This window comes from Haloarcula salina, from assembly GCF_049603855.1.
GTDB lineage: Archaea > Halobacteriota > Halobacteria > Halobacteriales > Haloarculaceae > Haloarcula > Haloarcula salina_A.
On the sequence record NZ_CP187146.1, the window covers coordinates 387445 to 400686 of the forward strand.

At 65.9% G+C, this 13242-nt stretch carries 10 protein-coding genes; 6 read left to right on the forward strand and 4 right to left on the reverse strand.

Annotation, left to right across the window (positions count from 1 at the left end; all coding sequences use genetic code 11):
• Position 1: 1 nt before the first annotated feature.
• The 3 genes from ACOZ4I_RS01990 (at position 2) to ACOZ4I_RS02000 (ending at position 2883) form a co-directional block, all read left to right on the forward strand.
• Positions 2-1423 (forward strand): ATP synthase subunit B, encoded by a 1422-nt coding sequence (locus tag ACOZ4I_RS01990; RefSeq protein WP_424002502.1) that lies wholly within the window; start codon positions 2-4, stop codon positions 1421-1423.
• Between the two features lie 331 nt (positions 1424-1754).
• Entirely contained in the window at positions 1755-2444 is a 690-nt protein-coding gene (locus ACOZ4I_RS01995; RefSeq protein WP_424002504.1) for a V-type ATP synthase subunit D, read from the forward strand.
• Positions 2445-2490: 46 nt separating this feature from the next.
• On the forward strand, positions 2491-2883 hold the full coding sequence (locus ACOZ4I_RS02000) for a DUF6276 family protein (RefSeq protein ID WP_424002506.1): 393 nt from the start codon (positions 2491-2493) through the stop codon (positions 2881-2883).
• 31 nt (positions 2884-2914) lie between these two features.
• Here ACOZ4I_RS02000 and ACOZ4I_RS02005 read toward each other — a convergent pair whose 3' ends face one another.
• Positions 2915-5251 carry an RICIN domain-containing protein gene (locus ACOZ4I_RS02005; protein ID WP_424002508.1) on the reverse strand — a complete coding sequence of 779 codons (2337 nt, stop codon included), beginning with the start codon at positions 5249-5251 and terminating at the stop codon, positions 2915-2917.
• 632 nt (positions 5252-5883) lie between these two features.
• Positions 5884-7140 carry a peptide chain release factor aRF-1 gene (gene prf1 / locus ACOZ4I_RS02010; RefSeq protein WP_424002510.1) on the reverse strand — a complete coding sequence of 419 codons (1257 nt, stop codon included), beginning with the start codon at positions 7138-7140 and terminating at the stop codon, positions 5884-5886.
• 419 nt (positions 7141-7559) lie between these two features.
• On the opposite strand from prf1, the gene ACOZ4I_RS02015 reads away from it, so the two are divergent.
• The gene (locus ACOZ4I_RS02015) at positions 7560-8372 is read left to right on the forward strand and encodes a MinD/ParA family ATP-binding protein (RefSeq protein WP_424002512.1); all 813 of its coding nucleotides are present in this window, start codon (positions 7560-7562) and stop codon (positions 8370-8372) included.
• Between the two features lie 12 nt (positions 8373-8384).
• Here the strand turns inward: ACOZ4I_RS02015 and argS are convergent, their stop codons facing one another.
• Together argS and ACOZ4I_RS02025 are read right to left on the reverse strand one after the other, a co-directional pair.
• On the reverse strand, positions 8385-10124 hold the full coding sequence (gene argS / locus ACOZ4I_RS02020) for an arginine--tRNA ligase (RefSeq protein ID WP_424002514.1): 1740 nt from the start codon (positions 10122-10124) through the stop codon (positions 8385-8387).
• Between the two features lie 44 nt (positions 10125-10168).
• A complete protein-coding gene (locus ACOZ4I_RS02025) occupies positions 10169-11932 on the reverse strand; it encodes a site-2 protease family protein (RefSeq protein ID WP_424002516.1) in 1764 nt (587 codons plus the stop codon).
• Between the two features lie 94 nt (positions 11933-12026).
• Here ACOZ4I_RS02025 and ACOZ4I_RS02030 point away from each other — a divergent pair, with 94 nt between their 5' ends.
• A complete protein-coding gene (locus tag ACOZ4I_RS02030) occupies positions 12027-12908 on the forward strand; it encodes a universal stress protein (protein ID WP_424002518.1) in 882 nt (293 codons plus the stop codon).
• A 146-nt stretch (positions 12909-13054) separates the two neighbouring features.
• Positions 13055-13231 carry a hypothetical protein gene (locus ACOZ4I_RS02035; protein WP_424002521.1) on the forward strand — a complete coding sequence of 59 codons (177 nt, stop codon included), beginning with the start codon at positions 13055-13057 and terminating at the stop codon, positions 13229-13231.
• Positions 13232-13242 lie beyond the last annotated feature (11 nt).

Consider the following 13242-nt stretch of genomic DNA (forward strand, 5'->3'; position numbering starts at 1 on the left):
AATGAAAGAGTACCAGACAATCACGGAAATCAGCGGACCGCTGGTGTTCGTCGAGACCGACGAGCCGGTCGGCTACGACGACATCGTGGAGATCGAGCTCAGCGACGGCGAGACCCGCCGTGGCCAGGTGCTCGAATCCGCGAGCGACTACGTCGCTATCCAGGTGTTCGAGGGGACCGAAGGCATCGACCGCGACGCCTCGGTTCGCTTCCTCGGCGAGACGATGAAGATGCCCGTCACCGAGGACCTCCTCGGACGGGTCATGGACGGGACCGGCCAGCCGATCGACGGCGGGCCCGAGATCGTCCCCGACGAACGACGCGACATCGTCGGCGAGGCGATCAACCCCTTCTCGCGGGAGTACCCCGAGGAGTTCATCCAGACGGGTGTCTCGGCCATCGACGGCATGAACACGCTCGTCCGCGGCCAGAAGCTGCCGATCTTCTCGGCGTCCGGTCTGCCGCACAACGATCTGGCGCTCCAGATCGCGCGACAGGCGACGGTGCCGGAAGAGGAAGAGGCCGGCGACGACGACGAGGGCTCGGAGTTCGCCGTCATCTTCGGTGCGATGGGTATCACGGCCGAAGAGGCCAACGAGTTCATGGACGACTTCGAGCGCACTGGCGCGCTGGAGCGCTCCGTCGTCTTCATGAACCTCGCGGACGACCCGGCCGTCGAACGGACGATCACGCCGCGACTGGCGCTGACGACCGCCGAGTACCTCGCCTTCGAGAAGGACTACCACGTCCTGGTCATCCTGACGGACATGACCAACTACTGCGAGGCGCTGCGCGAGATCGGTGCCGCGCGTGAGGAGGTCCCGGGCCGCCGTGGCTACCCCGGATACATGTACACCGACCTGGCCCAGCTCTACGAGCGCGCCGGTCGGATCGAAGGCCGCGAGGGCTCCGTGACTCAGCTGCCGATCCTCACGATGCCCGGCGACGACGACACGCACCCGATTCCGGACCTGACCGGGTACATCACCGAGGGGCAGATCTACATCGACCGCGACCTCAACAGCCAGGGCGTCCAGCCGCCGATCAACGTCCTGCCGTCGCTGTCGCGTCTGATGGACGACGGTATCGGCGAGGGTCTGACCCGCGCCGACCACGCCGACGTGAAAGACCAGATTTTCGCCGCGTACGCGGAGGGTGAAGACCTGCGCGACCTCGTGAACATCGTCGGTCGCGAGGCGCTGTCGGAACTGGACAACAAGTACCTCGACTTCGCCGACCGGTTCGAGGAGGAGTTCGTCGACCAGGGCTTCGACACGGCCCGCGACATCGACGAGACGCTCGAACTCGGCTGGGACCTGCTCTCGATGCTCCCGAAGGATGCGCTCAACCGCATCGACGAGGACCTCATCGAAGAGCACTACCGCGAAGACGAGTCCGCAGAGGCCGTCGAGGCCGAAGCGTAACGCGGTCACGCCGTTCGATTTCTCCCCTTTTTCGCCCGATCAGCGCCAGCGATATCCAACTGGTTGGGCAATCGAACGTTCAGCTGACAGTCCTCAGCTGGAGCTGTACGATCTGGGGCTGTTGGCGGGCGACGACCGGAACACCATCGCCACGCTGGTGAGCCGCGACGTGCCGATGATCGAGGTCGGCACAGGCGACGAGTCGGGGGCGACGCCCGCCGACGACTGACCGCGCTGAGCGGTCGTCTCGGACCGCTTCGGTGGGTGTCCGGCCCGTTCGGACCGGGATAACTGGAAACCGTTAACTGCCTACGTCGAAAAGAGCCCCGTAATGGCTAAGGACGTCAAACCCACGCGCAAGAACCTGATGCAGATCGAGGACCGCATCGAACTGTCCGAGCGTGGGCACGACACGCTGGAGAAGAAGCGTGACGGACTCATCATGGAGTTCATGGACATCCTGGACCAGGCACAGGACGTGCGCGAGGACCTCGACGGGTCCTACGAGCGCGCCCAGCGCGCCATCAACATGGCCCGTGCGATGGAAGGCGACGTGGCCGTCCGCGGCGCGGCCTCGGCGCTGAAAGAGCACCCGGAACTGACGACCCAGTCGAAGAACATCATGGGCGTCGTCGTCCCACAGATCGAGTCCAGCAAGGTCCGCAAATCCCTCGACGAGCGCGGGTACGGCGTCATGGGCACCTCCGCACGGATCGACGAGGCCGCCGAGGCCTACGAGGAACTGCTGGAGAACATCATCCTCGCAGCCGAGGTCGAGACGGCGATGAAGAAGATGCTCGAAGAGATCGAGACGACCAAGCGCCGCGTCAACGCCCTGGAGTTCAAACTGCTCCCGGACCTCTACGACAACCAGGAGTACATCGAGCAGAAGCTCGAAGAACAGGAGCGTGAGGAGATCTTCCGCATGAAGAAGATCAAGGCCAAGAAGGAAGAAGAGGAAGACGCCGTCGCCGCCGCCGAGGAGGAAGAGGAGCCCGAACCCGTCACCGCCGACGACTGACCGCTCTCTCCGCGTTCTTTTTGTCCGCGCCCGTCCGTGAGCCGATATGGCCTGTCCAGCCTGCGGCGGCGACACGATTTCGATTCCCGTCCCGTCAGAGCTACGCGAGTACCTCCCCGGTGAGACGACCGGCACGGCGCTCTGTCGGGCCTGTCTGTCGATTCACCCCGCCTCGGACCCGCCGGCCGAGCCGCCGGACCTCTCGGCCGTCGACGACGCGTTCCCTGAGAACCCGGCCGCGGCCGTTCCGCTGGCGCTGCTCGTGGGCCTGCTCGACTCGCTGGCGCTGAATCGACAGGAGATCACCGCGCTGCTCGAACGCGTCGAACGCGAGGGCGTCGACCCGCTCCTCGCCGTCGACCGACTCGCCGACAGCTACGGCGACAGCGCGCACGTCGACCTGGCGGCCCGCCGCCGGCAGCTCGAACAGTTGCTGTGAGCGGACGGACGCCGGGACCGATCGGTCGGCCTTACGGCGGACTCGCGTTCGGATCTTCGACAGCGGTCGCCCAGGCGGCCAGCCACTCGCGGAGGCCACTGTCGGGGACCTCAAGCGAGTGCGTGTTCTCGGGTAGGTCCGGGTATCCCCCGAAATCGGTGTCGTCAGCGACCCAGTAGTCGTACGGCGAATCGAGTCGGTCGTTGCCGGCCCGCTCGCTGATTTCGGTGACGATTCGCCGGTCGTTTGCCGTCCGGTCGGCGGGTCGTGCGCCGGCGTTCGCGAGGTTGTGCGCTTCCACGTCGGACGAGGACATGGCGTCGAGTCCGTCCGGCCACAGCGGTCTGGAGTCGAGTTCGTTGCCGCTGTATTTCGGTGTGCCCGAGTCGAGCGGTGGCGCTGCGACCGTGTTGTCCTCCATGTAGGCGTTGCCGCCCTCGAAGACTCTGTCGCTGGTGTCGATCTGGCCGAGGTACGTGTTTCCGACGAAACTCGCCTCCGTATCGCCGTCCATGTTACTGCCGCCGTCGAAGAAATACGCGAGGTTGTTCGCAACGACGGCGCTCGAGCCGGTTTTCAGCCTGGGCATCCGGCGACGGCACTTTGCCCAGACGTTGCCGGCGAGGGTGACGTCGGCCGCGTCGTCGCCGACGAGCGTCGCGTAGTGGTGGTCGGTCCTGTCGCCGTAGGGGCTGTACAGTCCCTCGTAGACGAGGTTGTTCGTGACCGTCGTCTGGCTGGTCTTGTAACCGACGGACAGACACTCGTCGGTTCCCCACGAGGCGGTGACGTGATCGATCACGTTGTTGTGGGTGTCGTAGGCCGTATTGACCGCGTCGTTGCCCTGGATGTCGCTGTCTGCACCCGGGCCGATCCGTGAACGGATGTGCTGTAGAACGCAGTTGTCGGCGCTTATCTGAACGCGGCCGTTGACGAAGGTGATTCCTGGTGAGGGAGCCGTCTGTCCCGCGACCCAGCAGTCGTCGACGGTGATCTTCAGCGGCGACCCGCCCAGGTCGACCGTCCCGCTGGTTTCGAAGACGACGACGCGCGGACCACTGCCGCCGATGGCCGTCTCGACCGCGCTTCGTGTCGGTTCGGTGACGGTCCTGACCGAGACGTCGTCGTCGAGCCAGGGTGCCGGATCGGCGAACCCCGAGTCGAGGCCGAACTGCGACGGCCCGCTGGTGGGCGGTTCCGATGGTTCTTCGGTCTCTTGGTCGGTGGGGTCGCTCTCGAAGCGCCATCGCTGACTGGCGGTGTCGCGCCACTCCATCTGGTGGACGTTCGCGCCGTCGTCCTCGGACCCGCCGCTTACGGCCATCACCTTGCCCGAATGCACCGATCGAATCCGGTACGCTCCGTCACCGGCGGTCTCGATGTTCCAGCGCTGGTTCTCGCTCCCGTGCCAGTCCCACTGGACGATGTTGGCTCCGTTCGCCTCTCGTCCTTTGTTGAGGTCGGCGGCCTTGCCCGAGTGTGTCGGCGTCAGGCGATAGGAGCCGTCGTCGAGCGACTCGACGGTCCACCGCTGAGACGGTTTGCCCTGATACGGTTGCTGGATCAGTGACGCCCGGTTTTCCTCGGAGCCGTTCTCGACGGTGAGTACCTTGCCGGAGTTGGCGTTTCGGACGCCGTAGGTCCCGGGATTGATCGGTTCGCCACCGTCGTCGGAATCCGTTTCAGTGGGCGTCTCACCCTCTTCGGAATCCGTTTCGGTGGGCGTCTCACCGTCATCAGTATCCCTCTCGGTTGGCGTCTCGCTACCGCCGCTCGTAGAGACGCCCCCCGCCGGATTTACGTTCCCGATGTCCCGGTTCTCTTCTGGGGAGAGCCCGGACAGTTCGTCGAACGTCGCCGAACACAGCGTCCCCCAGTCGAAACTCGACACCGCGAGACCGACGTACGTCTCGTCACTGAATTCGATGCGGCTGCTGGGGAGCCGACAGACCCGGGTCCAGTCGCTGCCGTCGGTCGAACCGTAGCCGACGATCGCGTCGTCCTCACGGGCAAGTCGGATCCAGTTACCGTCGGTCGTTCCGATTCCGATATCGCTCTGGGTCGTGCTGTTGGTTTCACCACCGGCGTCGGGCCGCCACTGGACGGAGCTTTCGTTGTCCGGCGTGTAGCGGATCATCACGTTCTTCGCGTCAGGCGCGACACCCTCTCTGACCAGTATTCCGGCTTTCGCCCAGTCACCGGTATCCTCGATGTCGGTGATGCGGACGGTCACCTCGAACGACCCGCTGACTTGTTCGTAGTAGAAGTGACACTGGTCCTCGGTTCCCCAGACGTCCGATCCACCACCGTCAATCGTAATTGTCTCTGATGCCGCCAGCGATTTGCCACCCAGCACTGCAGTTCCCACACATCCCACCGTGAGTGATTGAAGGAATCTCCGACGCGTGTTCATTCGTGTCGTCTCCCTGCCATTGCATCAGCGTATTATAGGAATTATTACTTATGGCTTTCTAATACCTCTATTTACGGGAATTTCTACTACTATTACACATAAAAGTTACATTACCTGTCAACCAGGGACACAACCGGGGCGGATTATCAAACCCCGGAAATTCACGTTCAATGGCGCGCTATCGAACGTGAGATTTTCACAATTGGATACCTCCCTGATTCGTGAGGTTGCTTCGTCACGGTAGACAAACACTTATAGTGATCGCTATCTAGATATAGGAAAAATATCCGATAGAATATATGTCGAGTGATTACTAACAGAGACTGGTCGGAAATCTAGCAGTCGTGCAGCGGACCGAGTCGGTACCGGTTCACCATCGTTCGCCGTTCGGCCGGCGGCTCGCGCATCCACGGTGGAGAGAGCACGAACGCCCCGGCAACCGCTTCGTGATAGCGGTGGGATCGCTGTCGTCACTTCAGAGAGGTCCTCGTTCGCGACGGTGTGACTCCCGTCTACCCGTGGAGAACTTGAGCAGATTCCGCTGTGGGTAGCTGACGAAACGGCCGCCTTGAGAACGAGTGGGAGCGCTAGACGCCGGTCGAGTACCGCAGCAGGCCGGCGACGCCGCCGAACGCGGTCAGGAGCTGCTCGCCCTTCTCGAAGTCCGTCGAGATGAACACCGTCTCGGTCCCGCGCTGGTCGGCCAGTTCCATCAGGTGGTCGATGGCGTCCTCGCGCTCGCCGTCGGCGGCGTCGACCGTCGCGGCACAGCGCGTACAGTCGTGGCCCGCTGTTTCGGTGTTACTGTCGATCAGCTCGTACTCGTCGTGGCCGTTCTCGCAGGTGTAGGCGACCACGTCCTTCCGGAGGTCCTCTGAGATGAGCAACTCTTCGACGGCCCCCATGTTGAGGTTCTTCCGCGTCTGGTCGAACCCGTAGGTGGCCTTCTCGCCGTCGTGGAGTTGCTTGAAGAACTCCTCCATGACCTCCTTGTCCTGGAGCATCTCGTGTTCGGCCAGCACGTCGTCGGCCGCGTCGACGAGGTCGTAGAGCCCAGACTCGTCGGTGTAGGCCACGTCGAACTTACCGAGCACCATGTCCTGCAGTTCGTGGTGGAGGTAGTCGCCGTCGAGGAACTCGTCTTTCGTCGGCGAGGGGCCGCCGACGAGGACGCCGTCCATCTCGTGGCGCTCGGGGACGAACAGTTCGTTGGCCATCCCCGCGACCTCCTGATAGAAGTTGTCGATAGCCTCCAGACGCAGGCGGGCGAATCGCTGTGCTGACTGGCCACCTTTGCGCTGCTTGCCGGGGACCAGCGAGGAGGCGGACTTGACGGGCTCGACGCGCTTGCCCTTCAGCCAGCCGACGTTTGCTTCCCGCCGGTCGAGCACGACGAGACCGAACAGGCCTTTGTCGGCCAGCATGTGCTCCAGCGGCTCGGTGAGGAACTCCGAGTCACAGTGATAGCGGAAGGACTCGATGGGGTCCGGCGGCGACTCCAGGACTTTCGTCACCATGTCCGTCCGGCCACCGCCGGTGTCGAACGCGCCCGAGAACAGCACGAGGCCGTTCTCCGGCGGTGTGTTATCGTAGTAGCGGAGCCGGTCCTTGATCGACGTGAGCGCGTCCTGCACCGCCGTCCGGGTGTCCTTCGATTTGATGTTCGAGGCTTCGGAGTGCTCCTGGGTGACGTGGGCAACGACGTCGCTGATCTGCTTGTCCTCGGGAACGTAGATAGAGACGAGCTGGGTCCCCGAGCCCTGGTAGTCCTTGAGCTCCTCGATGACCTTTCGGAACTCGTATTTCTGTTTGTCAGACTGCTCCTGTTCCTGCTGCTCGCTCATTACTTTGTCTAAGCCGAGGTGGTGTAAGAACCTGTTGACAGGGAGCGCGAGGGGGCGACCGAAGGGAGCGCCCTCGGTAGAGCGAACGGCGAAGCCGTGAGCCGCGGGAGGCGCGAGGGGCGGACCGAAGGGAGGGCTCTCGAATAGAGCGAACGGCGAAGCCGTGAGCCGCGGAAGGCGCGAGGGGCGGACCGAAGGGAGGGCTCTCGAATAGAGCGAACGGCGAAGCCGTGAGCCGCGGAAGGCGCGAGGGGCGGACCGAAGGGAGGGCCCTCGGTAGGGTGACCGGTGAACGGATGAACCGCCCGTAGCGGGCTGGCCGTCACAGCGACTGAGATCGAATCCCGCTCGTTGTGGCGCGTCGGCGCGTGACAGCCGGCTTTATATGACTGCCTGTGTTGTACCCAAGCAATCAGAATATGGCGGGGTACGTGTGTACGATCGCAGGCGGAAAAGGCGGCGTCGGGAAGACGACGACCGCGGTCAACGTCGGCGCCGTCTTACAGGAGTTGGGTCACGACGTCGTCGTCGTCGACGCGGACCTGGGTATGGCGAATCTCGGATCGATGCTCTCGGTGGAGCCGGACAAGAGCCTCCACGAGATTCTGGCCGGAAACGCGGCGGTCAGCGAGGCGCTCACCGACGCGCCGGGCGGCCTCACCGTCATCCCGGGCGAGCAGTCGCTGGAAGCCTTTGCCGACGCCGACCCGGCGAAGTTACGGAAGGTCATCAAGACGCTTCGCAACGCCTACGACGTGGTGTTGATCGACACCGGGGCCGGACTGAGCCACGAGGTGGCCGTGCCGCTGGGGCTGGCCGACGGCGTCGTCCTCGTGACGACCCCGGACGACGTGGCGGTCGGTGACACGGTCAAGACCGCCGAACTCGCCAATCGGATCGACGGCCCCGTCACCGGGGCGATCATCAACCGCGCGACCCGCCACACCGATGTCGCGGACATCGCCGACCGGCTCGAATTCCCGCTGCTCGCGGTCATTCCGGACGATCCGCAGGCGACGACCGACGAGCCGCTCGTGCTCAACGCGCCGGAGAGCACGGCCGCAGAGGCCTATCGACGACTGGCCGAGATGCTGGAGGGGGTCTTCTTCGAGGGCGCCGTCGTCGACGACGACGTGGACGCAATCGTCGACGAGGAGTGGTTCCTCGACGACGAAGAACTCGACTCGGACTCGGACGACGACTCCGGCGGCGTGTTCGGCCTGTTCAACTGACTTTTCTCCCCGTCACATCGAGGTCGGTGCCTCGACGCCCAGCGCGTCGAGCGCGTTCGCGACCGCAGTCCGCGTTCCGGCGACGAGCGCCAGCCGTGCGGCCCGGGTTTCCGGGTCCGCGTCGAGTACCGGGCACTCCCGGTAGAAGGCGTTGAACGTCTCGGCGAGGTCGCGGGTGTAGGTGGCGACGGTGTGGGGCGTCAGGTCGTCGGCGGCCGCCTCGATGACGGCCGGGAACCGGGCGAGTTCGCGGAGGAGGTCACGTTCCTCCGGCTCGGAGAGCGGACCGAAGTCCGGTTCCGCGGGGACCTCGCTCGCCACGTCGTCGAGGATGCCACAGCAGCGGGCGTGGACGTACTGGACGTACGGCGCGGACTGGGCCTCGAAGTCGAGGGCGCGGTCCCACTCGAACGTGATGCCCTTCGTCGGCTGTTTCGAGACGATGTCGTAGCGGACCGCGCCGATACCGACCTGGCGCGCGATGCGCTCGACGTCCGCGTCGTCGAGGTCGCCGCGGGTGCGGTCGTCGAGGCGGGACTCGACCTCGTCGCGGGCGCGGTCGATGGCCTCGTCGAGCAGGTCGTCGAGGTCGATGCCGGTCCCCTCGCGGGTACTCATCCCGCCCTCGGGGAGGTTCACCCAGGAGTAGAACACCTGCTGGAGCTGGTCGGTGTCGTTGCCCAGCAGGTCGAGCGCGGCGTCGAGCTGGTCGGCCTGGAGCTTGTGGTCCTCGCCCAGCACTGTCACGGCGCGGTCGTAGTTCTCGAACTTCCACTCGTGGTGGGCCAGGTCGCGGGTCGTGTACAGCGAGGTGTCGTCCGAGCGCAGGAAGACGAGGTGCTTCTCGAAGTCGGGCAGGGCCAGTTGCCAGGCGTCTTCCTCGTAGACGGCGCAATCGAGGGCCTTGAGGCGGTCGACGAGGGCGTCGGTGTCGCCGTTGCGCATGAACCGCGTCTCCTTGACGAACTCGTCGAACTCGGCGGGCAGGCGTTCGAGCGTCGTCCGCATCCCGCCCAGCACCGTGTCGACGACCTCGGCGACCCGCTCGTAGGTCTCCTCGTCGCCGTCTTCGAGGCCCTGCAGGATGGCCTGCACTTCCGCTTCGGCTTCCTCTACGTCCTCCGGATCGCCGTCTTCGAGGACGGCGTTGCCCTTGCGGTAGTACCGCACCATCTCGTACTCGGGGGAGTCCCGTTCAGGCTCGGGCAGGTCCTCCTCGTCGAAGGTCTCGTAGGCCCAGGTGAACACGGCGATCTGGCGGCCCGCGTCGTTGACGTAGTAGTGGCGGTCGACGTCGTAGCCGGCGTAGTCCAGCACGCGGGCGACGGCGTCGCCGATGATGGGGTTTCGCGCCCGGCCGACGTGGACCGGGCCGGTCGGGTTCGCCGAGGTGTGCTCGACGACGACGCTCGTCTCGCGGTCGGGGAGCCGGCCGAACCCGTCGTCGGTCACCGCGTCGAGGGTCTCCGCGAAGTACGCCTCGCTCGGCAGGAAGTTGACGTACGGGCCTTGCGTCGTCACGGCGCTGACGTAGGTGAGCCCGTCGGCGTCGATCGCGTCGGCGATGTCGGCGGCGACCGACGGCGGCGGTGCGCCGACCTCGCCGGCCAGTCGGAAGGCGGCGCTCGACGCGAGCACGGCGTCGACGCCCTCCGGGGGCTCCTCGATACCGAGGTCCTCGGCCGGCAGGTCGAGTGCTGTGAGCGCGTCGGCGAGGGCGTCCTCGACCTCCGCGCGGAGCTGCAGGAACATACGCCCGGCTTTCGCGGCGGGGAGTAAATGGGTAACGAAACCCCTTACGCGAGCAGCCGCGGCCCGAACACCATCACCAGCAAGCCGGCGATCATCGACACCGTGACGGCGATCGAGACGGCCGTCGTCACCCGGCGGCCGTCAGAGACGGGCAGGCGGGAGACGAACGACTCCGTCGCCGCTCTGAGGATGTGGCCGCCGTCGAGCGGGAAGGTCGGGATGAGGTTGAACTGGCCGATGACGAGGTTGATCCAGCCGGTCCAGAACAGGACGTTCGCCAGCAGGAACACCGGTGTCGTCCCGAGCGCGGCCAGCGGCCCCTCGACGGTGAAGAAGTTCGCCGCGATGCCGGTGAAGCCGGCGAAGTTGTAACCGAAGCCGCCGGCGACGCCGATGAAGGGGAGCAGGAGCGTGCTGAACACCCGCTGGGCGAACGAGAAGTCGGAGACGGACGTGGGAGTGTCGGGCGACCCGCCGAGGAACTCGAGGAACGCGGCGGCGGGGTAGGCGTCGATGCCGAAGTCGCTAACCTGCATCCCGCTGATGCCTCGCTGGATGCTGATACCGACGATGCCGTCGCCGGCGTCGTTCTCGCCGAGCGTCACGTCGAACGTCTCACGCTGGCCGTCGACGTAGCCGACGACGGTCACGCTGTCGCCCGGTTCGCCGCCGTCCAGCGCCTCGACGAGCGCGCTCCCGCTGTGGGTTCGCTGGCCGTCGACGGCGGTGATAATCATCGACTCACCGCCGGGCCCGCCGGCCTCGGCCAGCGGGCTGTCCTCGACGACGAGGACGTACGCCCCGAGCGGGGTCGTGACGGACTCGCCGCCCTCGGTCTGGAGCGTCGCGACGGTGTGGTTTCGCGCGGCCCGTTCGAAGCCGCTCCCGGTCGCGACCGCCGTGTCGTTGACCGAGACGACGGTGTCACCGGTCCCGAGCGGCGCGCTCTGGAGCGCGGCCGAGACGACCACCGACCGCTCGACCGTTACCGGAGCGGCGTTTCGCCTCGACACCTCGACCGTCTGCGCGTCGCTCTCGGCCAGCGCCCGTTCGAGTTCTTGGCCGTTCTCGACGGGCTGGCCGTCGATGGCCGTGATGACGTCGCCCGCTCCGATCCCGGCCTGGTCAGCCGGTGCGCCCCTGAGCGCGCCGCCGACCGGGACGCCGTCGACGACGGCGATCGAGCCGGCGATCGGCCCGAAAAGCAAGAGCAGCGCGACGAGCGCGAGCGCGAAGTTGTTCGTCACGCCCGCCGTGTACATCCGGACCTGTGCGCCGCGGTCGGCCCGTAGAAGTTCGTCTTCGTCAGGTTCGACGAACGCGCCGATGGGTACGATCGCGAGCAGCGCCAGCCCCATCGACTCGATGTCGATGTCCTCGACCCGACAGAACAGGCCGTGGCCGCCCTCGTGGACGACGAGGCCGAGCAGCAGGCCGAGGACGATTTCTGGGGCGACCGACAGCGGGAGGAAGTCGTTGACGCCGGGGATCGCGAGCGCGTTTCGCGGTTCGTTCAGCGCCGAGGGCTGGGGGTCGACGATCGCCTGGTAGGCCCCCAGCGCGACCAGCAGGAAGGAGCCGACCATCACGACGAGACCGAAGCCGACGCCGAGATTTCCCCACGCTCGCCAGGCCCGTTTCGGTCGCGCGAGCCAGTCGAGCACGGCTTTGCCCTTCTGCGTGTGAATCGTCGTTATCGGGCCGCTGAAGCGGACGTATTCCGGCACGACGCCGCGGGACCGCAACGCCATCGCGAGGAGGGTGTACGCAACAAGGCCAGCGAGGACCCACGTCAGCGTGCTCACCATTTGTCAGAAGGACGGTCCACCCAAGCAAGAGGGTTTGGTTTGGCGTACCGCCGTCGGCAAACGGTGAAGGGGCTGGCCGTCGAACCGCCGGACAATGTACGAGCACATCGCCATCGCCGTCGACGGGAGCGAGGAGGCCGAGCGGGCCGCGAAGCGAGGCTTCGACCTGGCTCGCCGCTTCGACGCGTCGGTCGAGGTCGTCCACGTCGTCGAACACCGCTCCCTTCGACTCACGAAGTCGTCGACGGAACGCGAGCGGCTCCGGGAGCGCGGCGAGTCGATACTTGCCGAGACGGCCGCTCTCGCCGGGGACTGCCCGGTTTCGACGACGCTCCTCGAGGGCAAGCCCGGCGTCCAGATCAGCGAGCACGTCCAGGAGACGGACGCGTCACTCCTCGTCCTCGGCCGGCAGGGGGCGACGGGGCTGGGGAAGCGACTCCTCGGTGGCGTGACGGAACACGTCGTCCAGCACGGTGGCGTCCCCGTCCTCGTCGTTCCCGCCGACGCCGAACCGACCGGGGAGTACTCCCGGGTCCTCGTTCCGACCGACGGGAGCGAGAACGCCGAAGCCGCGACGCCCCACGGTGGGGCGATCGCTTCCCAGTACGGCGCGGCCCTCCACGTCCTCAGCGTCGTCGACCTGCAGGCCGCGGGCGGGGCGTTCAACGCCGGCGGGCTGGAAGACGAGTTCGTCGACCGCCTCGAACGGGAGGGGCGCGAGGCCGTCGACGCCGTCGCCGAAGACGTCGCGGCCAGTGCGCCGGACGTGTCGGTGGAGACCGCCGTCAACCAAACGGCGTCGCTCGACGGCATCGCCGTCGGTATCCGCGAGTACGTCTACACCAACGACGTGGACATCGTCGTCATGGGGTCACACGGGCGGTCGAACCTGAAGCGCCAACTGCTGGGGAGCGTCACCTCGCAGCTACTCCGCGACATCGACGTGCCCGTGCTCGTGGTGAACAGTCGGGTGTGACGACTCGAAGTCCCGTCGACGGTGAGCGCCTCCGCCGCCTGCGATGTCCGCTCTCCCCGTAGTGACTCCCTGAACCGAATCCGTCCACGAAAACCATCCACCCGTTCTTTGGGTATTGAGAGCGCAACACATAGTGGTGCCAGTCGATGACAGAAGACTGCGGTATCTGCGGCGAGACCGTCCCGTTCGACGCGACGGTGCACGCGATGGTTCACACGCGGACCGAGGCGGGCGTCGTCGAGGCCTACGTCTGCCGGGAGTGCTACGACGAGCACCTCGGGCCGATGTTCGAGCGGGTCACGGAGAAAGGGCCGTCGGCCTGAGTGATCTTCGG